This is a genomic window from Saccharibacter floricola DSM 15669 (genome assembly GCF_000378165.1).
In the GTDB taxonomy this organism is placed as follows: domain Bacteria; phylum Pseudomonadota; class Alphaproteobacteria; order Acetobacterales; family Acetobacteraceae; genus Saccharibacter; species Saccharibacter floricola.
In genome coordinates this window covers 55,815-82,285 of sequence record NZ_KB899343.1, presented here as the reverse complement: position 1 = coordinate 82,285, position 26,471 = coordinate 55,815, and the positions used below count along the sequence as shown (strand labels likewise).

Here is a 26,471-nt window from a genome sequence, read left to right as displayed (position 1 = left end):
AACCACCAATAGACGGCCTACCAGGGATCAAAATGAACCGAAAGCATCTCCTCCCATACACAGCCAAGGCAGACAAGAGTGCACAGCGCATTCATGATTTCAGGGGAATCGATCGGTCGTTTGCGTCCCTGCCGCTTCGCTTCAGGCATCAAGGGCGCTTACGCTCCCATTATTCATCAGTCACGTCAGACGGATAACGCTTCGTCGTGCGGGTGATTTCGGCCACTCAGCCTTCCTGCTCTGGCGGCCACATCCATAACGTGAACCATGTAAGAAACAGTTTGAAAGCCCACCAAAGCGAATTCCCAAAAGGGCTCTTAAACGAGCACCGTACGAAGTCTGGAAACAGATCTAAAACAGCAAAACAGTGCCTCCTAAGGCCTGTTAGTTCTGGATGTGACCTGCTGTAGTGGCAATAAGGACGACGGAGAGGAAAAAGACTGCCCTTTTGTCGTATCATGTTGCAATGGCCTACCATTACTAAAGCCTTGCCCATAAATTTTCGTTCAGATGTCGGTACGTATAAGCTCATTTAGGAGGGGGACTTTAGAAAAACGCGATTCCAGAGATTCCCACAGAATTTATGCGAGGCATACCCACGGTCGCCAATAATATAAATAGGCGAATGAAGTAAAACATATGCACATGACAATTCGTGAACCTACCTGTCTGGGTGAAAAGCATGAAGGACAGTGCTCTAGCGCGTCCATCACGCAGCTACACAGACTTTAGTGCCCCCACACGTGAGCAACCAAGAGCTTCATGATGTTTCTATCCGTCTCTGTAACCCTCTTTTTTTGACAGCTCTAACTGCCGTGTGATGGGCACGGATCGTTGTACCATCAAGAAAGAACTGACTGCACTAGACTTATCTCACATAGTTATGAAGTCCGTCCTTTTTAGTCCTCCCCCCAAAAACGCAATGCCCCCTGCTACCTGCTCAAAATGACTTATCAAAGCCGACATATGGTTGAGAATGTATAGGCACACCTCAAGGAATAAAGAACCGTTTCAACATGATACGATAAAACGGCACTCTCCTTCCTCTCGATCATCGGCATCACAGCCGCAGCAGCCTCCATCAAGGACTGTGAGCATTTTGCTTATTCTTCCAGACGGAAGCTACGAAGCTACCACCAATGAGAACCAACCCGATACTACCGGTTAACCACTCAGGAATATCATGTAGAATGGACGCAAGCATCAAAATCGCAAGAATCAAAATAGTATAAAAGGCACCATGCTCCACATAAGCAAACTCTGCCAACGTGTCCGAACGCAGCATTGCCAATGTCATACAGCGTACCACCATCGCCCCAACACCGAGTCCTGCTGCGATAATAACCGGATCATTTGTGATCGCAAACGCAGAAATAACCGAATCAAAGCTAAAAGAACCATCAATAAATTCGAGATAGCAAAAGGTCAGAAAACCACCACGCATCGCTGTATTCGTACTCTGAGCATCCCCAATGAGCCAGCTGAGAACCTCCTTAATGAGGATATAGCTCACGATACCAACCCCTCCCCACAGCAGAATATCACAACGCTGCCGAAGATCAGCCACCGCGAAGGACGTGACCAACAACGCTAAAAGCGTTACCCCTGCTGAAAAACCACTAACGCCACCTAAACGAGCCGCTTTCGCCTCAACCCATGTCAGCCAATGCTCTTCTTTGTCTTCATCAATGAAATAAGACAAAGCAATCATCAGCAAGAATGTACCACCAAAGGCTGAAATGTTATTTTTCGCGCTTGTCATAATCTCAGCGTAATGATGAGGTTCCTTAAACGCTAAGGTAATCGCCTGCCACGGTGTGATCGCCGCAATAGCTGACACGATCACAGCAGGGAAAAGGAAACGCATTCCAAGAACGGCAACAGGCATTCCAAATGTCAGATAGCGCTTCTGCCATTTCTCCGTCATGGTCTTGAGAATACGGGCATCAACAATGGCATTATCCATTGATTCTGCTGTTTCCATGAGCGCTAGAATGATGACAGATTCCGCTCCAAGCAATGCTCCTGCCACGCTTGGTTGAGTAATATAGCCAAACGCCACGCCAATGAGTAATGCCACCACAGACACGATGATGGCAGGATAGAAATGCCTCATAGCTTCCCTTTTCTAATCAACAGTATAATGCCCGTTCCACGCCTATACTCCCTCTTACGCAATCATAACAGGACGGCAGCGTTTCTAGCTCCAATAGGACAAGAAATGCCCAAGACCACCGCGGCTACCATTCCCAATTGCTTGGAACTCCCATGTCGCTGGCCCAGTGCGAATAAACGCCCCAACTTGAACGGCCGTATCAGTCGGGAAATCATGCTCCAGCTCATAGCGCGCAATCATACGATCATCTGTCAGGTCCGTAATTTCCAAGACGGCTTCTAGAGCGTTCCAATTCTGGTTCCGTTCACTCCCTTCATAGATCGTGCCAAGGATGGACACTTCCATCACCCCCTCGGGCATTCTTTCAAAGTTGATATCAACTTGCTCACCATCCACGCCATTAAAGTCACCCCCTGTACGGTTGTCGCCCCAATGAACAATTTCTTGCCCCGGTGTCGCCTTAACCGCTGTGCCATCATCAAGCGTTGTTTGGGGGGAGTTATAATACAGAACCCAGGCCGGGTCAGATGCATAAATCTTACGTTGAGCATCTTTCTGGCCTTGTGCAATGGCTGCGGAATCACTTTCAGCCGCGGCTCGGCTTCCTAACACAACCACCGTCAAGTCTGCATCAGCTTCGGATATACCTTGTTTAACCTTCTTCCATTTCAGCGCAACACGAACCTTTTTAAGTCCTGGACGTGCTTTTTCGAGGTCAAATGTCATCCCTTTAGAAAGATTAAACGCTAAGTCACTCATACTATTAAACCTTATACTTCATCTATATCCATCACATCTCAACAGGTATGATGAGGAAGACACTACAAAGAATGCAACCATGTTACCAGTTTAGGACTAACTAAAGACGCATACAGACAGTCATCAGAGACAGACGACAGTTCCTCAATATGCAATGTTGCAACATTTGTTGAGCACTGAGCATAATATTCCGTACGCTGACGGTTCGCTTCTGGCCCTGTTGTTATAAAAGTCACGAAAATATTATTTTCTTTTAACGATTGGATAAGGGCTATAGTTTCGTCGTTATCAAAATTACAGCCGTCCGTTTGCAAAATAATATAACCTGGATCTTCTGAAGGTTCTGTACGTGCTAATGGCGTAAAAAAGCGACGTACAGCACTCATAATGGAGGTTTTTTTACCCCATTCATGAATGAAATATGCCAGTGCTGGTGCAAAATAGGTTGCACCAGACAGACGATAAAAATCGCGCATAATATGATCTGCAATATAGGTTTGATAGTTCTCAGCTGTCATATCAGGCAAAGCATACGCCACTTTCGAAAACGCGCAGACCTCAAGGGAACGGTTATCATCAAAACGTAAGGCCACCGGCAAAATACGCTCATTCAAACGCGTCATACGCCCACTCGCATAGTCCTGTTCCATCGAGCTTGAGGCATCAAGAGCAAAGCCAACACGTAACGAAATATTGCGCGATACATCATTTTTTTCTAACTGAAACTCGAGCTTTTTGCTGAGATCAAAAACAAGGTCAGACATGTATCGCATCCACTTTAATGACAACTGTCTTTTGCATAAGAGATTTTTTGCATACTGAAAATAGCATTCAAACAATATTTATTATAATACTTACGGAACTATTATAACATTCTTAAATCATTTTCATAAAACGAAAAAAGATGCTTCCCCCCTCGCTTTTCGATATTTTCTTGTTAAGAGGAGATGAGTGATCCGCTCACAGTTTTGAAAGGTTTGGTCATGTCCGATGCTTCTTTAATTCAAGCCAAGCTGGCCTCGTTAACACTCGACTCCCCAGAAAGCATCGACACGATCGACCTCTCCATCCGCCAAAAACGTGCCGATACCTCAAAAGCACTCTTGGTCTCGTTGATGACCAAAGATACTGGCGAAACCGGTAAATTTCTCACTTCCTTGCTCAACACCGTCAATAACGTGTCTCCCGGAGAAGAAAAGACTTCCATGTTCTCACGCTGGCTGGGCAAAGGGAAAAATAAAATCGAGCTGATCAAGCAGCAATATCGCTCCGTTGAAAGCAACATTCAGCAGCTCGAAAACAACCTCCGCCAACGTGCAGAAATCCATCGTGATGACGGCATCCGTGCCGAAAAGCGCATTGAGGATATTCGGTCTTTTTACACAGAAGAGCGTCTAAATCTTCAAGCAATGGAACAGTTTATTGAGCATTCTGAGCAACAGAGAGCCGATCTTGAACAAAGCCTTGATACCAATGATCCGCTCGCTGTTGCCACGCTTCAGAAATTTGATAACAGCCTCGCACTGGCCCGCCGTAAACGCGATGACATTCAAGATACGCTCGCAGCGCTTAGCCAAGATCTTATGACACAAGAGGGGATTAAAGATAATATTCTTGCCCTCTTTCGCGGCATTCACGACGCGCTTTTTTCCCAGTTAACAGAATATCGCAATCTTTTCGCCGATACGCTGTCTATTGAGCGTAGCAGCGAAACAGTGCGCCAGCTTGATGCTGTCGCAGAAAGCACCAACAATTTGCGACAAAAACGTGCGGAAATGCTCAATCAAGCCACACGGCACGTAGCCCAACATCAACAACGTGGCACCATTGATCTCGACCGTCTGATCAAGGCGCAAGAAGCCATGAAAGAAACCATTATCCATGTCCGCCAAATTCAACAAGATGGGGAACAAAAACGCGCCGCAGATCTGAAACGTTTGCAAGCCGCTCAAGAAGACTACCATAAAACCATTGCTCAACAGGGCTCGACATCTCTTAACGCGCCGCGTTAATCCATTTGCTTATGGTGTCTTCCTCTAAACGGCCTAGTACCGTACCTCCTCCACAAAACAGCACGACATCGCCTCAAGCACGCGTCAGCACAGTACCGGTGCCATCGCGTGCCGAACCTTCCCCTACCTCAGAAGCGGCACCACGTCCATCAACCGTCGCTGTCCCACCGCCCCCAACAGATCGAACCGTAACAGAAGCCTCTGTCACAGCCCCCTTACGTACACGCCTTTCGCCCAGCGAGCTCTCCTGCCCTGACTATGAAAAGACCATTCTTTTATCCATTACTCTGAACCACACTCACAGCATACGCGCGATTGGCCGCCAAGAAGAAGAAGCCTACCGGCTCATCTCCCACTGGATCGCAACAATCGACCTACAAGAACGCGACGAGTTTGCAGCGCTCTCAGAGCACATCACCCTCCTTGCTGACGGGTGGAATCAACCACGCAAACGCAACCGTCTGCTCAAAGACCGCCCTTTGGATGTCTATTTGCGTGATTACAGCCAACGGATCATAGCCTTACAAGAGAAGCTCACTCAGCAAGACCGCGCATTTGCGGAGAAATACGCCAAAATACAGGCCAACGCCCACACATTAGAGCGCCTTATTGCAGCGCTCCAACAGGGGCATACCCTTTTTCAAAAAAAACTACCGCCGCACGACAATCACTTGCTTACACCACTTGCGGAACGTTGCACCGTGCTATCAACACTTCTTAATGATACGCTCTTACAACAGTCTCAGCTAGACAATCACCGGCAAGGCATTCACCGTGAGCTTGAAGGATGCGACCGTATTCTGACCTTTTTGATTACCCAAATTGAGCAGCTTTCCACCCAAACCACCATCCTAGCACAAGAGAAAGACGCTCACTTCTTTTCAAAAATCAAAGAATTCCTTTCACGGTAAGCACCCTTTTCACCGAGCATATTATGCCCCTCTTATCTTCACACCGCTCCATAAGTGCGCTCATCCTTACCACGGTGACGACATCTCTCACCGACAATATGATGAAGACGTTTGTTCTCCTTCACCTTATCGGTCATGGCCGTTGGGTGGGTGCCGTGGCTACGCTCTCTTTTGTGCTGCCTTACCTTATTCTCTCGCCTCTAGCGGGAAGTCTGGGCGATCATTTCCCACGAACGCGCTTATTACAATGCTACAAATATAGTGAGCTCGTTGCAGTGCTTCTCAGCAGCATCGGCATCCTCACTGACACGATCCCCCTTATGCTCAGTGCTCTTCTCGCCTTTGGTGTACAAATCACCTTAATTTCTCCCGTTAAGCTAGGCCTCCTGCCAGACCTAACATCTGACGACCATCTTGTTACCGCAAACGGTCTCCTAGACGGCGCCACCTTCATGGCCATCCTTGCAGGCACAGCCCTTGCAAGCCTGCTTCCACCCATTTGGATCTGTGTCACTATGCTTGGCATGGCCCTTATCGGAATCGGCTCTAGTTTAGCGATCCGCTCACCCTCTCAAGGCAATGAACCAATCAACATTCATTGGCTCTCAAACCTCCGTCATATGATCTACGTCACCCACCATGCAGGGAAACTGGGCGTTGCGCTCTTACTCAGCCTTTTTTGGGGGGTGGCTTCAGCATTAGTCACTCTCATACCCTCTTTTATGCACCATCTTGCCCAACATACTGCATTACCCTTGTCAGAGCCACACGCCGCAAGTGTGCTCATGCTCAGCACGACATTAACCCTTGGTGTAGGCGCGCTGTGTGCGGGCCTCATCCCCAACAGTCGCCACATCTCCACGTCACTCTTTATCGCTATGCTTCTCGCTTCCATCGGTTTCTTTTGTAATCTCTCGTGGAGCACAGACCTGACCTGCCTCATTCTCGGGGGCTTTGCAGCGGGCCTATGTTCCAGCCAGTTTTACGCACACCTTATTGAAAGGACACAGGGGGAAACATCCACCATTTCCGCAGGCAATAATATTCTCAATGCCATCGCGATGAGCATCGCTTCTCTCTTGCTCATGCTCGTCTAAGCCCACATCTTTTCGCAACATTTTCTGCACACAGGCACCTTCTAATATGCCCGGGAACTGAAGACCCTTAACGCCACATAGCTCCACACTTCAGCACCATGCGGGCACAAGCATGTGCAGTCAGATATAGTGCCCAACGCTTTCTTCACGAGAAAAAAGGCTCTTCCTTATAAAGGCCACCGGCAGCACACCCAATGGCATGCCCTCTACACCGTCGTGAAAACAGAGGAGATAAGACATTCTATATGTCTCAATAATCCCTTCTGACCGCCTACAATCAGGAGCCGTAATTTTTCTCTACAATGGAAGAAATTTAAGATAAAAAACATATCCCTTTTAGTGCGCTCAGCCTATCAATACCCTATTATAAGAAGCATAAGAAAACACAGAAGAGGAACGAAAATGACGCAATCTATTATTAAGGTATGTGCTCATGAGTAAATTTTTCTTTTTGCTTTTATTCGGTCTCTCCGGTGGGTGTAGCGTACACGATACGATCCATAGCATGTCTGTTTTCGGTAATTTATTCTAACATCTATCCCCCATACGCTATTCTACACTAACCCTTACAAAAAAGGCCTGTGGAGCCTCTCTTTAAAGAGAAACCCCACAGGCCCATCAAAACGCCTCAGCGCCCTAACCAAACAATCGTTTAGCCTTCTGCGCGATAACGCTCTGCCATCGCATTGGCAGCAACAATCGCGTTATAGACATCTTCTGGCGTTACCGTGAAAGGCATGTTGCTCATTGTGTCGTCTTTTGCACAAGCCAACTCTGCCACCTTGCGCCAATCAGCTTCGACGAAGTTCTTCAAGCCGATTTCCTTCAGCGTCATTGGCAGCGAAGCCGCCTTCAGAACGCGCACCACATCGTCAATTTCTTCACGAGGAGCTTTTTCCAAAACGAGCTGTGTCAGCAGACCAAAGACCACCTTTTCACCATGTTGAGCATGATGGAGATCTTCAATTTCTGTCATCCCATTATGGATCGCATGGGCAGCAGCCAAACCGCCTGTTTCTGCACCAATCCCGCTCAGGTAAATCGTTGCTTCCACAACTTCTTCAACAGCGCGTGTTGACACCTTGTTCCGCACGGCGTCCATAGCTTCCACCACATTTTCACGCAGCAGATCATAGCACATTTTTGCCATGCCAAGCCCCGTGCGAGATGGCTTCTTGTTCATCAAGTTGATGCCATCAGAATTAAAGCATGCACGAGCTTCAAAATAAGTGGAAAGCGCATCACCCACACCGGCAGCAAAGAAGCGCACTGGTGCCCCTGCCACAATGGACGTGTCGGCGATCACCGCATCAGGGTTTTGCGGCAGGAAGAGATAGCGATCAAACGCCCCATCCTTCGTATATACAACAGCTAAAGCCGTGCAAGGCGCATCAGTGGAAGCAATGGTGGGGTACAGCAAAACCGGCATTTTGTAATAATGCGCCACAGCCTTAGCCGTATCGAGTGTCTTACCACCACCGACACCGACAATCACATTAGCTTTTTGCTGGCCAGCGATCTCACCAAGACGTTTAATTTCTTCGTCTGTACATTCGTAATTAAACTTCTCAGCGGCCCCTTTTAGACCAGCCTTTTCCAGCCCTGGGAGGCACTCATTTGTTACACGATCAAGAATAAATTCATCGCTGATGATAAATGCATTATCACCAAAATCATTCACAAAATCGTGCAGCTGAGACAGTAGCCCCATGCCAACAATAAATTTCTTTGGAGATGTAACGGAGCGAGGTGTCTTTTCGACCATAAAGGCCTCCTAAAGCATATGGTAAACGCCTAATTCACTAGTTACCCTACGCTTAAAAAATAGTATTGCCTAGGCCATTATACGGTTGATCCGTCATGTCTGAATGTATCCATCTGCATAGGTCATAAATAGGATGAAATTATTCCCATTTCATCTATATGATAACTACTTGCAACAACGGTTTTTTAACATAGTCTATGCCTGATCTAATGCAATGTTATCAATAAGACGCACATCACCGATCTGAACAGCAAGAAGAGCTAACGCTTTTTCAGAGGCTTCTTTGATGGGAGTAAATTGCTCTGGGTCAACCACAACAGCGTAATCAATCCGTGTTAATCCATGCTGATGGAGCACATCACGCATTGCCTTTTCCAACACACGGCAAGAACGCTCCCCTGTTTTAAAAAGCGATTGTGCTTTCTGAAGGGCTTTATAGAGAGCCGGGGCCTTCTGCCGCTCTTCCGGCGTTAGACGAACATTCCGGCTGGAACAGGCCAACCCATCAGCCTCACGCCCTGTCGGCACCACGACAATCTCTGTTGGAATATTGAGATCTGCCACAAAACGCCGTACAACAGCGCATTGTTGAGCATCCTTCTGGCCAAAATAAGCATGCTGTGGCTGCACAATATTGAGCAATTTCGTAACCACTGTTGCCACACCCGAAAAATGCCCGGGGCGTGAAGCACCCTCCATTTGGGAAGCAATCCCCTCAAGGTCAATTTTGGTTACAAATCCCTGCGGATAGAGCGTCTCAACGTCCGGTGTAAACACCACATCAACACCAGCATCCTTCAGTAAAGAAAGGTCACGTTCTAACGCACGAGGATAATGTGTGAGATCATCACTGGAGCCGAACTGAATGGGGTTAACGAAAATACTGACAATAACCGCATCATTCTCAGCCTTCGCCCGCTTCACAAGAGAAAGATGCCCTTCATGGAGAAACCCCATCGTTGGCACAAACCCCACAGTTCCCAGTGCTTTTCGGCTCTGACGCACCTCTTGAACGGTTGTGCAACGTTTCATGCGGGTCTTCCTTTCCTAACTGCGCTATAAGGCTGGCCAGCACACCCTGACAAACCTTTCTTCTCGTGGCAATAATCGCATTATGATAGACAAAAAAGCCGCTTCTCATCTCTCTTCTGTGATTGTCATCGGAGGAGGGCCTGCTGGTCTCTTTGCCGCTGAACGCTTAGCCCATTATGGCCATAAGGTCACGCTTTTCGACCATATGGCACGACCTGGGCGCAAACTTCTTATGGCAGGACGTAGCGGCCTTAATCTAACCCATAGCGAGTCTTTTGATCATTTTCTCTCACGTTATGGGAAAGCGCACTCTTGGCTTGAACCTGCGCTACGTCAATTCCCCCCTTCAGCTTTGCAACATTGGGCAGAAGACCTAGGTCAGCCCTGTTTTATAGGCAGTTCGGGGCGCATTTTTCTCAAAAGCCTCAAAGCATCCCCGCTGCTCCGCGCGTGGCTCTCACGACTTGAACAGCATGGGGTCAATTTTCAGCCCCATCACCGCCTTACCGCCATCACAGCTCACGAGGCTACGTTCGACACACCTCATGGCCCACGTCATGTGCCCTATAAAGCCTGCGTTCTTGCCTTAGGGGGAGCGAGCTGGTCGCGCTTAGGGAGTGACGGGCAATGGGCCTCCCTTTTCCCCACACTTTGTGCACCCTTCGGCCCCTCTAACTGCGGGTTCGTCCCTCGTTGGCCGCAGTCATTAAGCGACCGTCATGAGGGCGATACACTTCGTGGTATTCGCCTACAGTATGGTACACATCATTATCGCGGCGATCTTATCCTAACCCTCCGCGGCCTTGAAGGCGCTCCTCTCTATACACTTTCGCCACTTCTGCGGGATGCTTTGCAAACGCACCACACCGTTTCATTAAGCCTTAATCTCCGCCCTACATTATCGGCCGAAGCTATTCATAAACGCCTTGCATCCCAGCGCCCGCGTGAAAGTCGTAGTAACCGTTTACGCAAAGCCCTCGGGCTAGACCGTTTCGCCCGCGCGCTCCTCTCCGAATGCGCACCTCACGCCCAAACACCAGACGAACTCACCCGTGCTGTCACGCAACTTCCTCTTACCTTAACGGCTCCAATGCCCTTAGACCGCGCCATTTCTACGTCCGGTGGGCTAAAACATAGCGCTCTAACCGATGATTTTATGCTCCGTCATCAGCCGGGGGTTTTTGCCTGCGGAGAAATGCTTGATTGGGAAGCCCCTACGGGGGGGTATCTTCTACAAGGCTGTTTTTCGACTGCTTATACCTGCACAGAAGGCGTTCATCGCTGGCTCTTCTCTTCAGGGAACGGTATAACAGCGCCATGACGTCAACCATGCCCGGATCTATCGTGCTCGGCCAGAACAGAACTGGCACTGAGGCCCTTATTGACCTGCCCGAATTGCTGGCAACACGCCTTCTTGTACAAGGCAATTCTGGCTCGGGGAAATCCCATTTGCTACGCCGTCTCCTAGAACAAACGGCATCCCTCGTTCAGCAAGTTATCGTGGATCCTGAAGGGGATTTCGTCACATTAGCCGATAAATATAACCATCTCGTCATCGACACCGATACCCAGACAGAAGCGAGCCTTCGGACTGCCGGAGAGCGTGCCCGTATGCACCGCGCCTCTGTCATCCTCAATCTGGAACATTCCGAACCAGACGCCCAGCTTCGTGCTGTTGGCGCATTCCTTGCCGGCATGTTCGAGACCCCTCGCGCTTATTGGTATCCTGTCCTCATTGTCGTGGATGAGGCCCAGCTTTTTGCACCGGTCGCAGGTGGCGATACCTCCGATGAAGCCCGCCGCCTTTCACTTAGCGCGATGACAAACCTGATGTGTCGTGGCCGTAAACGCGGCATGGCAGGCATTATTGCCACACAGCGTTTGGCGAAACTGGCCAAAAATGTTGCCGCCGAAGCGTCTAACTTTCTGATGGGACGCACTTTCCTTGATATTGATATGAGCCGCGCCGCTGATTTACTGGGGATGGAACGTCGCGCTGCTGAGGCTTTTCGCGATCTTGATCGCGGGCAATTTATGGCCCTTGGCCCGGCTTTATGCCGCCGGCCACAACGCATCAAAATAGGCCCTGTTGAAACCGCAAGCCATGCGGGTGGGCCTGAGCTTGTCCCTCTCGAACAGCCTAACCTTCCTCCAGAAGAACTGCGTGAGATGATCCTGCAAGCACCTACGGAACCGCCGCCACGCCCACGGCGTGAGCCCACGGCCCCTAAGCCAGACCTCATCACCCAGCTTGATCACTATGGGGCTCAACGCTCTGCCGACGAGCAGGCCACGCAGGCAACAGAAGAGAATACACCCGATCCAGCACAACTCTGGCAGATTATTGCCGATATGGTGAGTGAAACGGACGCTGGTTACCGGCCATTTGCCACGCTGTATCAGGACTTCCAGCTCCGCGCACGGCTTAATGGCTTGCCACGCACAGTGTTAAATATGGAGCGCTTCCGTCGTCTTTTAGGGACTATCCGAAGTGGGATCGACCGAGAACGTGCCCAAAGTGCCGAATGGCACGATATTGAAGAACGCGCCAACCGTCTTCCTGACGATATGCAGGCGGTTTTCTTCCTACTGGCTCGCGCTGCGATGGATGGCCTCCCCTGCCCTGATGATGCTGCTCTTGCCCGTGCCTACGGCACACACTCTCTTGGTCGTGCACGCCGGCAATTACATTATTTAGAAGAATGCGAAGCCATTATTCTCCAAACACAAGGACGACAACGACGCGTCGCCATTATTGGCCCCGGTTGGCAAACAGCAAGCGACTAATTTTTCACAAGCCCCCTATACAAAAAGCGGCAGGAAAACATCCCTGCCGCTTTTTACAAAAGAACTATAGGCTCTTTTAACGTTACGCCTGCTCCTCTGGCGGTGGCACGCGACGCAAACGCTCTAAAATACGCTGCAACAGAATTTCCGGCCCAGCATCACCAGGAACGACAATCACAGGTTCATCCTCAGTCGGTTCTTCAAGGGTCGCAAACTGGCTGGGTAGCAATGTTGGCGGCATATAATGGCCTGTCCGTGCTTCCAGACGCTCTTTCACCACCTCAGGATCCACCTTCAGATACACAAATTGTACCGGAATCCCCTTGTCTAAAATATTACGATAACTACGTTTTAAGGCAGAACAGGTTAGAACAGCGCCATGACCGCCCTGCACTTGCTTTGCCAACCACTCACGACATAGCTCCAGCCATGGTGCGCGGTCATTATCATCCAAAGGATGACCTGAACGCATTTTTTCAACATTGGCAGGTGGATGAAGAGCATCCCCTTCCTGGAAGGGCCAATTCATTGTTTGAGCCAGCATTTCCGCAACCGTTGTTTTTCCCGTTCCGGAAACACCCATAACAACAACATAATGCGGAACAATATCAGACACTGCCTGAGACTTTGTAGACTCTTGAGTCATGGCGTCCATTGTTCAACCTCTCGTTCTGTTGCAACCAGCACATCGGTTGCCATCTTTGGAAACAACCCATGCTCCACCACACCCACAGTCCCGTCAATGCGTGTTGCCAAAGCTGGCACATCCGCAATCGGGCCGAAAGCACAGTCGAGTATCATGTTTCCGTTATCTGTGACGAACATCTCTCCCGCCAAGGTACGGCGTGGCCGAATGATCTGAGCGCCCAATTTTTGAAGACGTGCCGCCGTGCACTCTGAACCAAATGGGGTGATCTCCACAGGAACAGGAGTTCGTTCCCCCAATCGGTCAACGGGCTTTGTTGCATCAATCATCACAACAAAACGCTTCGCTGCATGAGCAACAATTTTCTCACGCAACAAGGCACCCCCGAGTCCTTTGATGATATGAAGAGAGCCGCGCTCTACTTCATCCGCTCCGTCAATAGCAATATCAAGTTCTGGATGATCCGCAAAAGTTGTGATCGGGATCCCCACAGCACGTGCAAGCGCTGCCGTGCTCTCTGATGTTGGGATTCCCAGTATATTCAGCCCTTCTGCGACACGCTCACCCAAACGCTCTACTAAAAAAGCGGCTGTGCTCCCCGTTCCCAAACCGACGACCATGCCGGACTGGACGAGGTCCGCAGCGTGGCGAGCTGTCATTCTCTTGCAATCATCAACATTCATGAAGTGTGTTCTCCGGCGGCTGCACGATCAGCCAGTACCAGAATTTTACCTTCCGAAACAATACGCCCAGATGGAATGCTGCTATCCCCCTCGCGCAGACGTCGCAACATCGGCACCTTATTGTCCCCTGTCACCAAGAAAACAATGTTACGGCTTGAAGCAATTGCGGGATAGGTCAACGTCAAACGTTCATGAGGTGCTGTCTTTGGATCAGACACAGACACCCATGCCTTGGTTTCATCCAACACAGGCTCACCAGGAAACAAAGAAGCTGTATGCCCATCCGTGCCCAAACCTAGCATCACCACATCAAAGAAAGGTCGGCCTTTCTCTAGGGTTTCAGCCCCATAGGACGCTTCCATCACCTCTTGATAACGCTGCGCATCCTCGCGGGCCTGACCCTGCGTTGGCATTGGGTGAATCTGCTCTGCTGGAAGCGGGACTTTCGACAGAAGTAAACTTTCCGCCATGCTCTGATTACTGTCAGCATGACCGACCGGTACGTGGCGTTCATCCCCATAAAAGATTTCAACGCGTTTCCAATCGACTTTTTGAGCCACTTCCGGACGCGCTAAAATCGCAAATAAGCGCTTAGGGGTTGAACCACCCGACAACGCAATACGAATACGCTCCCCTGGACGGTTCTGGACGGCTTCAATAAACAGCTCAGCCATACGCATGGCGACCGCGTCGACATCCGAAAGAACTTCAAATACGGCATGCCGCATATCGGTTGTCATGTTCCTGCTCCCGAATCAGTAGAATCAACTATGCACTACGTGGGGCATAATGAACCTTTCAACCGCATCTGCCCAGCCATCCTCTGCATTACTTCCTGTAATATGGGCTGCTTTTTCCTTCACAGTCTCGGGAGCCTGCCCCATAGCGATGCTCATTCCTGCTTCACACAGCATAGGAAGATCATTTTGCGCATCACCCAAACACGCTACCTGTTGAGCTGACACATTGTAGAATGACGCAAGTTTATGAAGCGCATGCCCCTTTGTCGCCTGAGCAGGAGTAATGTTAATTTTCGTGGGGGTTGAGCGCAGCACACTCGCTTGACCGGCGAATTTTTCACCAAGCTCTTGTTCTAAACGCGCCGCTTTTTCGACATTGTCACCAATCGCAATGATACGATTCACGTCACCAGCTTCAGCAGCGAGGTTCTCAACCTCGTAAGGCTGCACCCCGATAATCCGGCTCTCATTGGTGACAAAAGATCGCGTCGCATCACGCACGCTCCAGCGGTCTTTATTCTGAAACCACACATCACCCTCATGGGCCGCCAAACAGCTCAATAGCGCCTGCGCGACAGACGTGGGAAACACGATATTGTACTTAATTGCGCCGTCAGCATCAAAAATCAGTCCGCCATTAAAAGCCGCACATGGGCCTTGAAGCTCTAACTGGCGGATATAGGGCACCATCCCTTGAGGAGGGCGTGCACTAACAAGCGCTACAGGAATGCCGACATCTCTTAAATGTCGCACCGCCATCTGAGTTTTGGAGGAAAGAACACGCTCTGACGACAAAATCGTTCCGTCCATATCAGAGAGAACGAGTCGAATAGAAGAAGCTGAGTCGCTAGTCATAAGTACGCACTCCGATCAAGGAGGGAACCGGGAGCGCGGCGAACCCGGCACGCTCCCTGATCATCAAGATGTTATTTTTTACGTTCGACGTGACCGCCAAAGCCATACCGCATGGCAGACAGTGCTTTTTCAGCAAAATTATTGCCTGTGCGTGAACGGAAGCGCGTGAATAACGCTGCGGTCATGACAGGGGCTGGCACATCTTCCTCAATCGCTGCTTCGATTGTCCAACGTCCTTCACCAGAATCCTGAACTTCACCGCTAAACTCAGACAGATCATGAGAACGCGTCAGCGCTTCTGCCGTCAAATCAAGCAGCCAAGAGGAGACAACGCTCCCACGACGCCAGACTTCTGCCACATCCGCCAGGTTTAGATCATAACGCTGATCTTCTGGCATTGCAGGTGAGTTCTTAGACTTCAGAACATCAAACCCTTCAGCAAAGGCCTGCATCATACCATATTCAATGCCGTTATGAATCATCTTCACAAAATGGCCCGAACCGGCTGGGCCACAATAGAGATACCCCTGCTCAGCACGTGGATCGTGACGGCCATCATCACGGTCTGGTGTGCGCTGAATCTCACCAATCCCTGGTGCTAACGCACTCAAGATCGGATCAATATAATCCGCAGCGGCGCGCTCACCACCATACATCATGCAATAGCCGCGCTCTAAGCCCCACACACCACCGGACGTACCGACATCAATATAATCAATGCCTTTTTCAGCCAGCTCATGTGCACGGCGTACATCTTCTTTGTAATAGGTATTACCACCATCAATGATGATGTCACCTTTACGCAATAAAGGCGCGAGCTTTTTAATGCAGTTTTCGGTCACCTCGCCAGCTGGCAACATGCTCCAAATAACACGGCGCTCTTCATTCTCCAGCAGATGCGCCATGTCTTCAAAAGTAGGAGCCCCCTGCGCACGTCCTGGCTCACACCGGTCCACGATCTTATCAATCACGGCAGGAGTACGGTCGAATGTTACAACATCATGCCCATGTCGCGTTAGACGAACCGCAATATTTCCGCCCATACGACCTAGTCCGATAATTCCGATACGCATTCATTAAGCTCCTTTCACAACATCAGACAGCACCTTGGCGAGGCGTTCGAGACCTTCGCTGAGGGGTCCGGTAATATGCACACGCAATGCACGACGGCCACGGGATGCTAAGACATCAAAATCCCCGCGCGCTTGCGCTGCTTTCACCACACCAAATGTGTAAGCGTGATGAGGAATTGCCAGATCAGCAGCATCTTCTGCTGTTATTTGCAAGAACACACCACTATTGGGGCCCCCTTTATAAGCCTGGCCGGTCGAATGAAGGAAACGGGGCCCAAATTGGGCAGCCGTCGCCACATGCAGGCGGTCTCTCAACATAAGACGAACGTCTTGCTCCCACTGAGTGTGCGAGCTGTTACGCTCAATATAGGCTAACAGACCGATATAATCCCCTGCTCCAACACGTTTAAAATGTGCCCCCAGGACTGATGCTGCATCTCCTGTTCCGAGGGCAGCCGCATTTTTGTCATCCGCATAAAATGTCAGAGACCCATCCGATGCAAACGGAACCTCTTCCGGCAGATGACCTGTTTCTGCGTAAGCTTCAGTCAGCTTTCGTGTTTCCACTTTGCTGAATTCCACATCTGGCTGATCAAAAGGATCAATCCCAAGGATTGACCCTGCAACCGCCGTTGCAAACTCAAAAGCGAAGAAAGCCTGACCAATCTGTTCCGGTGTCTGAAGATGAAGCCCCAACACTGGATGACCAACCTCACGCAGCGCCTTCAAGCGTGAATCTACAGGCTCATGCCCGAGACGCAACTCTACGAATACACGATCTTGACCATAAACGCTAGGCTCTCCCAATGTTTCCCCATCAAAGGGGATGAGACCTGTGCCGCGCTTACCCGTACTCTCAGCCAAAAGCTGTTCAAGCCATGCCCCTAAAGAAGCAATCTCCGGTGAGGCCACAAAAGTAATTTTATCGCGCCCAAAAGAGGTTGCCGCCACGCCAAGTGCTAACCCTAACTGCACGCCGGGGTTCACCATCGCTGGTACCGTCGCATCACATGACGCCACCATCAACTGCACATTTTCCAAAAAGGCGCGGACATCATAGCCAGCCGCTGCTGCGGGTGTTAGCCCAAAGGGAGACAGTACCGAATAGCGGCCACCGATTTCAGGATTACCGTAAAAGATATGACTGAAGCCATGATCCTTGGCTTTCTGCTCCATCGCCGAGCCTGGATCTGTCACCGCAACAAAACGCTCGCTCGGCTCCCGTCCAAGGGCTTTCTTGGCCTGTTCCCAGAAATAAGCCAGCAAGATGTTTGGTTCTAACGTGCTACCAGACTTACTGGAAACAATGAAGAGCGTATTCCCAAGATCCACCGCATCACGGAACGTCGCAATTTGCTGTGGATCCGTACTATCAAGGACATGCAGCGTAGGGCCACCGTCAACACGGCCAAACGTTTTCTCCAACACCTCTGGGCCAAGGCTGGAGCCCCCCATACCGAGCAGCAGAACATCTTTGTAACCGTGGGTTTTAACGTCCTGTGCAAGGCGGTTATACGCATCAATATTCGCAAGCCCATCTTGCGCAGCGGTCAACCATCCAAGCCACTTGCTCTCTGAGCCATTCGTCCAGACAGACGCGTCTCGCTCCCACAAGCGACGTATTTTATCTTCGCGGCTCCATTCTTTTTCAGCCGCTACTACAGAAGCTGCCATATCATCGGGCAGCGCATTTGATACTGTTAGAAGTTTTTCGCCCAAAACTGCCTCCCGCCGTGCTGCAACCGCGCCCAAAAGCGCGTCAAAGGATAAGCAGAATGCTGCACATCCTTCAGTTAATAAAGTGTCAGTTATATCATCCAGTTTTAAACCAAGCCGGTCAGCTTGTGTCAAAACATGACGTGCCTCCTCAGCTCCTTCTGCTAGGCGAGGCTGCGCAACACCATGATCACGAAACGCCTCTAACGTTATTGGAGGCAGCGTATTAACTGTAGCATCACCAATGAGCTCCTCGACATAAAGCACGTCGCGATAAGCTTTATCTTTCGTGCTCGTGCTTGCCCAAAGGAGACGCTGCGTCTGAGCACCCTGAGCGGCCAGCGCCTTCCAACGCTCACTCTCCGTCACCTCTTTATAATAATGGTAAGCACAAGTAGCATTTGCAATGGCCACCTTACCACGCAACGCTTGAAGAGCCCCTGCCTGCAGATCGCCATCCGCAACACGGCGATCAATCTCGGCATCAATTTTTGTATCGATACGACTAACGAAGAAGGAAGCCACACTCGCAACGTGGTCAATGGCTTTTCCCTGAGCAACCCGCGCTTCTAGCCCAGCGATATAAGCCTCTAAAATGTCCTTATAAAGCTCAATGGAGAAAAGCAGCGTCACATTAACATTGATACCCTCAGCAATCGCCTGACGAACAGCACCAACAGCCTCAACCGTTGCTGGGATTTTAATCATGAGATTATCACGAGCGACAGCCCGCCATAAGCGCCGCGCTTCATGAAGAGTCGCGTCCTGATCATGAGCAATGTAAGGAGAGACCTCAAAGCTTACATAACCGTCACGCTTATTCGTCGCATTAAAAACAGGCGCTAAAACGTCACAAGCGTGTTGAATGTCCTCAACGGCTAAATGCTCGTACAGCTCCCCTGCTGAAAGCGATTTTTGAGCCAAAAGCGCGCGTGTTTCCTCTTCATACTCCGCCCCATGGCCAATCGCCTTCTCAAAAATGGAGGGGTTAGAGGTCACCCCTCGCACAACATTATGGTCAACCAGCTCTTTGAGCGACCCATTCGTCGTGAAATCACGACGAATGAAGTCAAGCCAAATCGACTGACCACAACGAGCAAGCTGATTTAGGGGACTTTTCTCTGTATCATTGGCCATGTTTTCTCTCCCCGTTTTTACCCTTTAATGCTGATCTTTCAGCTGTTCCTGTGCCACTTGATACACAGCATTTTCGGTAAAGCCAAAACGCTCCATCAAGGCACCGGCCGCTCCGGATGCACCAAAACCATTCAACGAAATCATGGCACCCTTGAGGCCAAGATAGCGATCCCAACCGAAGCCAGACGCCATCTCAATGCCAACGCGGTTCGCTACTGAAGGAGGAAGCACCGTATCACGATACGCTTTATCCTGCTCTTCAAACAAATCCATACTCGGCATTGAAACGACGCGCGCTTTCACACCTTCGTCCGTCAAACGCTCATACGCCTTAACCGCTAAAGAAACCTCAGAACCCGAAGCGATCAAAATGATTTCTGGCGTTCCCTCACAGCTTGCCAGCACGTACGCACCCCGTGCGACGCCAGCAGCAGGTGCATAATGCGTCCGATCAATCGTCGGTAGGTTTTGGCGACTCAATGCTAACGCAACCGGGCCACGACGTGAGACATTCATCGCCACACGCCAGCTTTCAGCAACTTCATTCGCATCGGATGGACGTAAAAGCGTCAAGCCCGGCGTTGCTCGCAACTGTGCAAATTGTTCGATCGGCTGATGGGTAGGCCCATCCTCTCCCACACCAATGGAGTCATGGGTAAACACATACACCACAGGAAGATGCATCAGCGCGGCAAGACGAATAGGAGCCTTCATATAATCAGAAAAGATCAAGAAGCCGGCACCAAAGACACGCAATCCTGTCAGAGCCATACCATTACAGACAGCACCCATCGCATGCTCACGCACACCAAAATGGATATTGCGGCCTTTGTAAGACCCCATCACACCTCGTATGCCCGGTGCTTGAAAAGCCCCTGATCCTTTGATCGTTGTCCGTGTCGAAGGGGATAAATCCGCCGCCCCGCCAATCATCCACGGGATATTCTTCGCCACTGCATTGAGAACCTCACCCGAGCTTTGACGTGAGGCCATTCCTTTATCATCGGCAGGATAGATCGGAATGTCTTTATCCCAACCCTGCGGTAACTCATGAGCAAAAAGCGTATCGAGCTCCTTAGCCTCTTGAGGGTATTCCTCATGATAGCGAGCAAAGAGCTCTTGCCATTTTGCATAAGCCTGTTTTCCTCGCGCGCCAGATTCTTCAGCAAAATGCTCTTTCACACCATCCGGGATCATAAAATTAGGCGCATCTTCTGGCCAGCCATAGGCCGCTTTCGCACCGATAATTTCATTTTCCCCCAGAGGCTCTCCATGGGCTGAGGCCTTGCCAGCTTTATTAGGAGCGCCGTAGCCAATCACTGTTGTGAGAATGATCAGTGTTGGCCGCTCTTTATCCTCTTTCCCTTCTTTAAGGGCCTGCATGATGGCCCCCACGTCATTGCCATCAGCGACATAAAGAACCTGCCAGCCATACGCTTCAAAACGCTTACCGACATCTTCCGTATGAGCGAGGTCTGTCCCCCCTTCGATGGAAATACGGTTGGAATCATACACCCATGTGACATTACCGAGCTGCAAATGCCCCGCCATGGCCGCGGCCTCACCCGTCACACCTTCCATCAAGTCACCATCCCCACAGAAGGCGGTGATATGATAATCGAACAAGGAAAATCCCGGACGGTTATACGTGGCTGACAGCCAGCGCTGTGCCATGGCCATACCGATTGTATTCGCACAGCCTTGACCCAACGGGCCGGTCGTAACCTCCACCCCAGCGGTAAGCCCATATTCAGGATGCCCGGGCGTGCGCGAATCTAAGCGCCGGAAAGAGCGTAAATCCTCTAGCGTTAAAGCAGGACGATCAACCACTTTCCCGTCTTCAACATCATGAACATCAGCGAGATGCAGAACAGAATACAGCAAAATAGCCGCATGGCCGCCTGATAGTACGAATCGATCGCGTGCCGGCCAGAGGGGGTTTGCCGGATAATAGAGCATATCATACTGCCAAAAAGCGTACATTGCCGGTGCGAGAGCCATAGCGGTTCCTGGATGCCCGGATTTTGCGCGCTCAACACCATCCATCGACAAGGTGCGAATGGTGTCAATACAGAGTTTTGACAGCGTACTGGTCACTTTTTTACAGTCCTTTATGCTCAGAATCTCCCGAAGGCTGAAGAGATCACCCCTAACCTCTCCATCTTCTGGGAATGACGCCCCCACAAGTGGCGCGATCCTTCGTCTGACGCAATGCCTTCTGTAAAGAAACTGTGCATTTTCGACATGATGATCGTTTTTCCCTGTCTCAGAAAGCACAGCCCTCGTCTTTCCCTCCCACGCGCAACAGGCTAGCCTGACGATTATTACCGGCCATTTACACGGATGAGCATCAATCATGACGCAAGCCGACGCTATGCATTTCACACCAGAACAGATCACCGCTCTGTTCATTGACGCTGCTCGCTCGGGCGAGTGCTCCTTATTGAAGCAGTTTTTGGACGCTGGCATGCCAATAAACTGCACGGACAGCCGGGGTTATACTCCACTGATCGTTGCCACTTACAATGAGCAGATTGAAGCGGCTCGTCTCCTTCTCGAACATGGGGCAGACCCTAATGAGATCGACGAAAAAGGAGCCACCGCCCTCTCTGGCGTGGCCTTTAAGGGGTTTGAAGACATCGCCACATTGTTGATCGACAAAGGTGCGGTGGTTGATAAGCCCAACCATGCAGGGCGCACGCCTTTAATGTTCGCTGTTATGTTCGGGCGCGAGAATATGGCCCGCCTTCTCCTACGCCATGGTGCAAACCCTGAACTCCGCGACGCAGAAGGCATGTCCGCCCGCGAAATGGCCACCCATCAAGGCCTTACCCTCTTCGATGAAAGCACTCCGTCATGAGCCGTTTGTGGAACCCGAGCGTTCGCGCACTTCAGCCTTACACGCCAGGTGAGCAGCCTAAACTCACCAATTTAACAAAGCTCAACACGAACGAATCTCCTTATGGCCCTAGCCCAAAGGCGATTGAGGCTATTAAAGACGCGGCTTCAGACACGCTTCGTCTGTATCCCGACCCAACCTCACAAGGGCTCCGCCAAGCGATTGCTGAGTGCTATGACGTTGGCGTTGAGAATATCTTCCCCGGCAATGGCTCCGATGAAGTGCTTGCTCATGTCTTCCGTGCTCTGTTCCATCCTGATGAACCCGTTCTCTTCAGCGATGTCACCTATGGCTTCTATCCTATTTACTGTCAGATGTTCGATCTGCCGTATCGGATGATCCCCTTGCGAGAAGACTTCTCCATTCATCAAGAAGACTATACCGGGCCATGCGGCGGTATCATTCTCGCTAACCCGAACGCCAATACGGGAATGCTTCTTCCTGTTGAAGACATTGAAGCTCTCGTTAAACGCCACCCAGACCGAACCGTCGTCGTTGATGAGGCCTATGTCGAGTTTGGCGGTCAAAGTGCCATCCCTCTCATCAAGCGTTACGATAACCTACTTATTGTACGCACTTTCTCAAAATCATCTGGCCTCGCTGGGCTTCGCGTAGGGTATGCTATCGGTTCTGAAGAACTCATTGATGGGCTCACCCGCGTCAAAGATAGCTTTAACTCCTACCCGCTCTCCCGCCCAGCCCAAGCTGGTGCTGAAGCCTCCATCCGCGATACAGCATGGCTTGAAGACACGACACGGAAAATCATCAAAACCCGTGATGCCTTGATCGCTGATTTGCGCCAACGTGGGCTCACCGTTCTCCCTTCTTATGCGAATTTTATTTTGGCGCATCATCCACAGCATGATGCCGGCAAGCTGGCCCAAGCATTGCGAGATCAGGCGATCATTGTGCGCTATCAAGGCTCTTCACCACGCATTAAGGACTGGCTACGTATTACGATTGGCACAGACCACGATAGCAAACGCCTTCTAGAAGCCCTTGATCTTATAGAGAAAAATACACGCCGTTAACGGCCTCGTAAGCTTTCCTCCTGCATGGTTGTTGGAGGTTCTACAGCTGTAGACCTTCACAACCAGCAGGAGGGTTTCATGATGCGTCCCGCTCATCGCACACTTGCCGAACATCGCCCTATTCGGCGTAACAACAATGAAAAGCGCCGCCAGCTTAACGAGCTCTGCAATACGGCCTTACGGTTACGCCCGCAGACAACGCCGGCTTTACGCGCAAGCATCGAGCGCCGCATTCGTGAATTACGCTCAGATTTGCGGCAAAAACCAACGTCTCCTTCCGCACCGCAAGAACGTCCACACCGCTCCTACGTCTTGCACGCCGATTAAGCTCACTTTTCTCATCATTAGACCCGTTGCACTTCTGGCGTTCAGCCGTCACGATAGCCTTAATTTCTTGTCTCCTAACATCAGGGTGCAACGGCTATGTCTCATTCCTCTCTTTCACACGATCAACTCCTTGATCGTCTTGCTGAAACGTCCGTCCGCGTTGGACTAAACCTCCAAAAAGGGCAACAGCTCATCATCACTGCACCGCTTGATGCCGTACCGCTCGTGCGTCGCATCACCACCCATGCCTATAAGGCTGGGGCTTCCTTGGTCACAACTTTCTACAATGATGATGAAGCCCTCCTCGCTCGCTTTGCTCATGCGCCTGAAGAGAGCTTCGATACGGCCGCAACTTGGATGGCTGACGGTATTGCCAAAGCCTTCCGTGAAGGGGCCGCACGCATGGCCATTACTGGTGGCAATCCAACCCTGCTCAAAGGCCAAAATCCCGACCATGTCTCACGCGTCAGCCGGGCCGCTTCACGCGCAAACCGCCCCGCGATGGAGATTATCACCCAGTTTGCAACCAACTGGAACATCATCGCCTGCGCAACGCCGGCTTGGGCCCAGCAAATCTTTCCGGATATGCCAGAGAAAGAGGCTATGGACGCTCTGTGGAAGGGTATCTTTAGTGCGTCTCGCGCCGATACAGAAAACCCCGTTCAGGCATGGGCAGACCATAACCGTGTCCTCCATAACCGCTCCACTCTACTCAATAAGCTACGTTTCGATTCGCTCCACTTTAAAGGCCCTGGCACTGATATTGATATCGGTCTTGCTGATGGCCATCTCTGGGCTGGTGGGGCCGAAAAGGCTGGCAATGGCGTAGTCTGTAACCCCAACATTCCAACGGAAGAAGTCTTCACGACGCCACATTGCTCTCATATCAACGGCACTGTTTCCTCTACTAAGCCTTTGTTCCATCAAGGCTCTCTCATTGATGGAATCACGGTTCGTTTTGAAAATGGCCGTATTGTTGACGCTCATGCTGACCAAGGCGAGGACGTCCTCAACCGTATTCTTGAAAGCGACCACGGGGCCCGAAGCATTGGCGAAGTCGCTCTTGTGCCGCACTCATCCCCTATTTCACAAAGCGGTATCCTGTATCGCAACACGCTTTTTGATGAGAACGCATCCTGCCATATCGCTTTGGGTCAAGCCTACACAAAATGCATGACCGATCCCGAAGGCTTGAGTGAAGAAGAGCTGATTGCTCGTGGTGCCAACCATTCCATTATCCATATTGATTGGATGATTGGTTCTGACAAAATTGATGTTGATGGCATCAAAAACGGAGAGCGCACGCCTGTTCTCCGCCAGGGTGAGTGGGTGCTGGACTAATATTTATGCCTATTTCGCTTGATCCAGCTCAGCTACCGGAACTTAACATCCTCACATTGGCTCAATCTGGGTCCATTGTGAGAGCAGAGCGCGAAACACCAGAAGATGGCATTCCCGCTTTCATTACACGCTCAGGATGGAATGAGCTGATTAGTCATCACGCTCAAGAACAAGAAACGGTTGCTGACACCGCTACACGCGTTCTCACAGCTCTTGAGAAAAGTATTGGGCTCCTCATGACCCAAGCAGCGAAAGCTGCACAAGAGCATGAACAGAGCCCTCCACCCTCTCTCTATAGTCTTGAAACGGATCTCTTCCCAAGTAGCCCGCAAACACGCCTCGTTTTTGTAAAGGACACATCTCACCACGTTGCGTGTGCACTCATCGGGACACCCGATCAAATTTCGGACATTATACGCCCTTCTTCGCCATAGGGTGAAGAAACTTTCCTATAACCTTATTCCCTCGCCCGTCTCGATTCGGGCGAGGTTTTTTATAAACGTTCTTTAATAGCCTTATTTCACTAAATTTGATGGTATTTAAAATAAATTTTGAAATAAAATTCCTACAAGAAACGTTATCCCATTTTTACTTATACGTTATTTTTACCTTTATTGTTTTTATAATGAATCAGCATTTCAGCTAAATGTTTACCTACTTTTTTGTTCCATCATATGCGCGATTGACCGTGGTACTAACACACTGTCTGGTTGTAAAATTCACAAAAAACAATCTATGGTTGCATTTATTGCTGATACTGCTTCTAATTGTATTTCCACCACAGGAGCTAAAACCTATGCGTGTCTTAATCGCGGAAAGTGACCTTTTTATCTCGTCCCCTCTTATTAGAATGTTGCGGAATGCTTCCTATACAGTCGATCATGCGACTTCAGGAAGTGATACGATCAACATGCTAAAATACTATGATTATGACCTCCTCATTACTGAAATGTCTCTTGAGGATATGGAAGGTCATGACATTATTCGTCAAATAAGACGCGCGCAAATCACAACACCAATTATGGTCATCTCCACACTCATGCAGCCTCAAGCTAAAGTCATGGCCTTTGCTGCAGGTGCTGATGATTATGTGATTAAGCCTTACGATAATGATGAGCTTCTTGCTCGTGTTCAGGCTCTCATGCGTCGCGCCCATGGCTTTGCTGAACCACGTATCAAAGTTGGCCCACTTGAACTTGATCTCAGCAGTCGAATGATCAGCATTGATGGACAGTTCTTACATCTAACCAGTAAAGAATACGCCATTATGGAACTTTTGATCGTTCGCCGTGGTGCTATCCTTACCAAGGATACCTTCCTGAACCATCTTTATGGAGGGATTGATGAGCCTGAAATGAAAATCATTGATGTTTTCATCTGTAAGCTAAGACGAAAGCTCCAACGTTTCGGAGCTGGTCATATGATCACAACCGTATGGGGTCGTGGCTATATTTTGTCTGAACAACCAGAACAGCCTGCTCCCTCAGCACCAGTATCATCGGCACATACGGCGTCTAACTTACGTGAAGCGATCTAAAAACGTT

General features: G+C 50.2%; 23 protein-coding genes. 11 read left to right on the top strand and 12 right to left on the bottom strand.

The window, feature by feature from the left end; all coding sequences use genetic code 11:
- Positions 1-1,081: 1,081 nt before the first annotated feature.
- The 3 genes from F457_RS0109450 to F457_RS0109440 form a co-directional block, all read right to left on the bottom strand.
- Positions 1,082-2,116, bottom strand: a complete 1,035-nt coding sequence (locus F457_RS0109450) for a DUF475 domain-containing protein (RefSeq protein WP_018980899.1) — start codon at positions 2,114-2,116, stop codon at positions 1,082-1,084.
- Between the two features lie 84 nt (positions 2,117-2,200).
- The gene (locus F457_RS0109445) at positions 2,201-2,875 is read right to left on the bottom strand and encodes a TerD family protein (RefSeq protein ID WP_018980898.1); all 675 of its coding nucleotides are present in this window, start codon (positions 2,873-2,875) and stop codon (positions 2,201-2,203) included.
- Between the two features lie 62 nt (positions 2,876-2,937).
- Positions 2,938-3,639, bottom strand: a complete 702-nt coding sequence (locus F457_RS0109440) for a VWA domain-containing protein (RefSeq protein ID WP_018980897.1) — start codon at positions 3,637-3,639, stop codon at positions 2,938-2,940.
- Positions 3,640-3,822: 183 nt separating this feature from the next.
- Between F457_RS0109440 and F457_RS0109435 the strand changes: the two genes are divergently transcribed.
- Genes F457_RS0109435 through F457_RS0109425 form a run of 3 tightly spaced genes read left to right on the top strand, consistent with a single transcriptional unit; the run spans position 3,823 to position 6,895 of the window.
- Positions 3,823-4,887 carry a toxic anion resistance protein gene (locus F457_RS0109435; RefSeq protein ID WP_018980896.1) on the top strand — a complete coding sequence of 355 codons (1,065 nt, stop codon included), beginning with the start codon at positions 3,823-3,825 and terminating at the stop codon, positions 4,885-4,887.
- 11 nt (positions 4,888-4,898) lie between these two features.
- On the top strand, positions 4,899-5,798 hold the full coding sequence (locus tag F457_RS0109430) for a hypothetical protein (protein WP_156809420.1): 900 nt from the start codon (positions 4,899-4,901) through the stop codon (positions 5,796-5,798).
- 23 nt (positions 5,799-5,821) lie between these two features.
- The gene (locus tag F457_RS0109425; RefSeq protein ID WP_018980894.1) at positions 5,822-6,895 is read left to right on the top strand and encodes an MFS transporter; all 1,074 of its coding nucleotides are present in this window, start codon (positions 5,822-5,824) and stop codon (positions 6,893-6,895) included.
- Positions 6,896-7,547: 652 nt separating this feature from the next.
- Here the strand turns inward: F457_RS0109425 and F457_RS0109420 are convergent.
- Positions 7,548-8,660 carry a glycerol dehydrogenase gene (locus tag F457_RS0109420; RefSeq protein ID WP_018980893.1) on the bottom strand — a complete coding sequence of 371 codons (1,113 nt, stop codon included), beginning with the start codon at positions 8,658-8,660 and terminating at the stop codon, positions 7,548-7,550.
- Between the two features lie 195 nt (positions 8,661-8,855).
- Positions 8,856-9,692, bottom strand: a complete 837-nt coding sequence (panC, locus tag F457_RS0109415) for a pantoate--beta-alanine ligase (RefSeq protein ID WP_018980892.1) — start codon at positions 9,690-9,692, stop codon at positions 8,856-8,858.
- Positions 9,693-9,774: 82 nt separating this feature from the next.
- Here panC and F457_RS0109410 point away from each other — a divergent pair, with 82 nt between their 5' ends.
- Positions 9,775-11,013 carry a TIGR03862 family flavoprotein gene (locus F457_RS0109410; RefSeq protein ID WP_018980891.1) on the top strand — a complete coding sequence of 413 codons (1,239 nt, stop codon included), beginning with the start codon at positions 9,775-9,777 and terminating at the stop codon, positions 11,011-11,013.
- A gap of 8 nt (positions 11,014-11,021) precedes the next feature.
- The gene (locus tag F457_RS0109405) at positions 11,022-12,479 is read left to right on the top strand and encodes an ATP-binding protein (protein WP_026294328.1); all 1,458 of its coding nucleotides are present in this window, start codon (positions 11,022-11,024) and stop codon (positions 12,477-12,479) included.
- 82 nt (positions 12,480-12,561) lie between these two features.
- Here the strand turns inward: F457_RS0109405 and F457_RS0109400 are convergent, their stop codons facing one another.
- The 7 genes from F457_RS0109400 to tkt form a co-directional block, all read right to left on the bottom strand.
- Entirely contained in the window at positions 12,562-13,134 is a 573-nt protein-coding gene (locus F457_RS0109400) for a gluconokinase (protein ID WP_018980889.1), read from the bottom strand.
- Complete coding sequence (gene rpiA / locus F457_RS0109395) at positions 13,122-13,808, bottom strand: ribose-5-phosphate isomerase RpiA (RefSeq protein ID WP_018980888.1); 687 nt, start codon at positions 13,806-13,808, stop codon at positions 13,122-13,124. Before rpiA ends, F457_RS0109400 begins: the two co-directional genes overlap by 13 nt.
- A complete protein-coding gene (pgl, locus tag F457_RS0109390; RefSeq protein ID WP_018980887.1) occupies positions 13,805-14,548 on the bottom strand; it encodes a 6-phosphogluconolactonase in 744 nt (247 codons plus the stop codon). Before pgl ends, rpiA begins: the two co-directional genes overlap by 4 nt.
- A 24-nt stretch (positions 14,549-14,572) precedes the next feature.
- Positions 14,573-15,403, bottom strand: a complete 831-nt coding sequence (locus tag F457_RS0109385) for a Cof-type HAD-IIB family hydrolase (protein WP_018980886.1) — start codon at positions 15,401-15,403, stop codon at positions 14,573-14,575.
- A 71-nt stretch (positions 15,404-15,474) separates the two neighbouring features.
- The gene (gene gnd / locus F457_RS0109380) at positions 15,475-16,476 is read right to left on the bottom strand and encodes a phosphogluconate dehydrogenase (NAD(+)-dependent, decarboxylating) (protein WP_018980885.1); all 1,002 of its coding nucleotides are present in this window, start codon (positions 16,474-16,476) and stop codon (positions 15,475-15,477) included.
- Positions 16,477-16,479: 3 nt separating this feature from the next.
- The gene (locus F457_RS0109375; protein ID WP_018980884.1) at positions 16,480-19,329 is read right to left on the bottom strand and encodes a bifunctional transaldolase/phosoglucose isomerase; all 2,850 of its coding nucleotides are present in this window, start codon (positions 19,327-19,329) and stop codon (positions 16,480-16,482) included.
- Positions 19,330-19,353: 24 nt separating this feature from the next.
- Positions 19,354-21,426 (bottom strand): transketolase, encoded by a 2,073-nt coding sequence (tkt, locus tag F457_RS0109370; RefSeq protein WP_018980883.1) that lies wholly within the window; start codon positions 21,424-21,426, stop codon positions 19,354-19,356.
- 259 nt (positions 21,427-21,685) lie between these two features.
- Between tkt and F457_RS0109365 the strand changes: the two genes are divergently transcribed.
- The 6 genes from F457_RS0109365 (at position 21,686) to F457_RS0109340 (ending at position 26,464) form a co-directional block, all read left to right on the top strand.
- Positions 21,686-22,189, top strand: coding sequence for an ankyrin repeat domain-containing protein (locus F457_RS0109365; protein ID WP_018980882.1), 504 nt, complete (start codon positions 21,686-21,688; stop codon positions 22,187-22,189).
- Positions 22,186-23,259 (top strand): histidinol-phosphate transaminase, encoded by a 1,074-nt coding sequence (gene hisC, locus F457_RS0109360; protein ID WP_018980881.1) that lies wholly within the window; start codon positions 22,186-22,188, stop codon positions 23,257-23,259. Before F457_RS0109365 ends, hisC begins: the two co-directional genes overlap by 4 nt.
- Positions 23,260-23,337: 78 nt before the next feature.
- Positions 23,338-23,586, top strand: a complete 249-nt coding sequence (locus tag F457_RS12770; RefSeq protein WP_018980880.1) for a hypothetical protein — start codon at positions 23,338-23,340, stop codon at positions 23,584-23,586.
- A gap of 96 nt (positions 23,587-23,682) precedes the next feature.
- Complete coding sequence (locus F457_RS0109350) at positions 23,683-24,927, top strand: aminopeptidase (RefSeq protein WP_018980879.1); 1,245 nt, start codon at positions 23,683-23,685, stop codon at positions 24,925-24,927.
- 5 nt (positions 24,928-24,932) lie between these two features.
- A complete protein-coding gene (locus tag F457_RS0109345; protein WP_018980878.1) occupies positions 24,933-25,361 on the top strand; it encodes a hypothetical protein in 429 nt (142 codons plus the stop codon).
- Positions 25,362-25,723: 362 nt separating this feature from the next.
- Complete coding sequence (locus F457_RS0109340; RefSeq protein ID WP_018980877.1) at positions 25,724-26,464, top strand: response regulator transcription factor; 741 nt, start codon at positions 25,724-25,726, stop codon at positions 26,462-26,464.
- Positions 26,465-26,471: the final 7 nt, after the last annotated feature.

Bases quoted from the DNA above. Each gene is read 5' to 3' on its own strand.
- F457_RS0109450 (WP_018980899.1), bottom strand. From the start codon at position 2,116: ATGAGGCATTTCTATCCTGCCATCATCGTGTCTGTGGTGGCATTACTC.
- F457_RS0109445 (WP_018980898.1), bottom strand. From the start codon at position 2,875: ATGAGTGACTTAGCGTTTAATCTTTCTAAAGGGATGACATTTGACCTC.
- F457_RS0109440 (WP_018980897.1), bottom strand. From the start codon at position 3,639: ATGTCTGACCTTGTTTTTGATCTCAGCAAAAAGCTCGAGTTTCAGTTA.
- F457_RS0109435 (WP_018980896.1), top strand. From the start codon at position 3,823: ATGAGTGATCCGCTCACAGTTTTGAAAGGTTTGGTCATGTCCGATGCT.
- F457_RS0109430 (WP_156809420.1), top strand. From the start codon at position 4,899: ATGGTGTCTTCCTCTAAACGGCCTAGTACCGTACCTCCTCCACAAAAC.
- F457_RS0109425 (WP_018980894.1), top strand. From the start codon at position 5,822: ATGCCCCTCTTATCTTCACACCGCTCCATAAGTGCGCTCATCCTTACC.
- F457_RS0109420 (WP_018980893.1), bottom strand. From the start codon at position 8,660: ATGGTCGAAAAGACACCTCGCTCCGTTACATCTCCAAAGAAATTTATT.
- panC (WP_018980892.1), bottom strand. From the start codon at position 9,692: ATGAAACGTTGCACAACCGTTCAAGAGGTGCGTCAGAGCCGAAAAGCA.
- F457_RS0109410 (WP_018980891.1), top strand. From the start codon at position 9,775: ATGATAGACAAAAAAGCCGCTTCTCATCTCTCTTCTGTGATTGTCATC.
- F457_RS0109405 (WP_026294328.1), top strand. From the start codon at position 11,022: ATGCCCGGATCTATCGTGCTCGGCCAGAACAGAACTGGCACTGAGGCC.
- F457_RS0109400 (WP_018980889.1), bottom strand. From the start codon at position 13,134: ATGGACGCCATGACTCAAGAGTCTACAAAGTCTCAGGCAGTGTCTGAT.
- rpiA (WP_018980888.1), bottom strand. From the start codon at position 13,808: ATGAATGTTGATGATTGCAAGAGAATGACAGCTCGCCACGCTGCGGAC.
- pgl (WP_018980887.1), bottom strand. From the start codon at position 14,548: ATGACAACCGATATGCGGCATGCCGTATTTGAAGTTCTTTCGGATGTC.
- F457_RS0109385 (WP_018980886.1), bottom strand. From the start codon at position 15,403: ATGACTAGCGACTCAGCTTCTTCTATTCGACTCGTTCTCTCTGATATG.
- gnd (WP_018980885.1), bottom strand. From the start codon at position 16,476: ATGCGTATCGGAATTATCGGACTAGGTCGTATGGGCGGAAATATTGCG.
- F457_RS0109375 (WP_018980884.1), bottom strand. From the start codon at position 19,329: ATGGCCAATGATACAGAGAAAAGTCCCCTAAATCAGCTTGCTCGTTGT.
- F457_RS0109365 (WP_018980882.1), top strand. From the start codon at position 21,686: ATGACGCAAGCCGACGCTATGCATTTCACACCAGAACAGATCACCGCT.
- hisC (WP_018980881.1), top strand. From the start codon at position 22,186: ATGAGCCGTTTGTGGAACCCGAGCGTTCGCGCACTTCAGCCTTACACG.
- F457_RS12770 (WP_018980880.1), top strand. From the start codon at position 23,338: ATGATGCGTCCCGCTCATCGCACACTTGCCGAACATCGCCCTATTCGG.
- F457_RS0109350 (WP_018980879.1), top strand. From the start codon at position 23,683: ATGTCTCATTCCTCTCTTTCACACGATCAACTCCTTGATCGTCTTGCT.
- F457_RS0109345 (WP_018980878.1), top strand. From the start codon at position 24,933: ATGCCTATTTCGCTTGATCCAGCTCAGCTACCGGAACTTAACATCCTC.
- F457_RS0109340 (WP_018980877.1), top strand. From the start codon at position 25,724: ATGCGTGTCTTAATCGCGGAAAGTGACCTTTTTATCTCGTCCCCTCTT.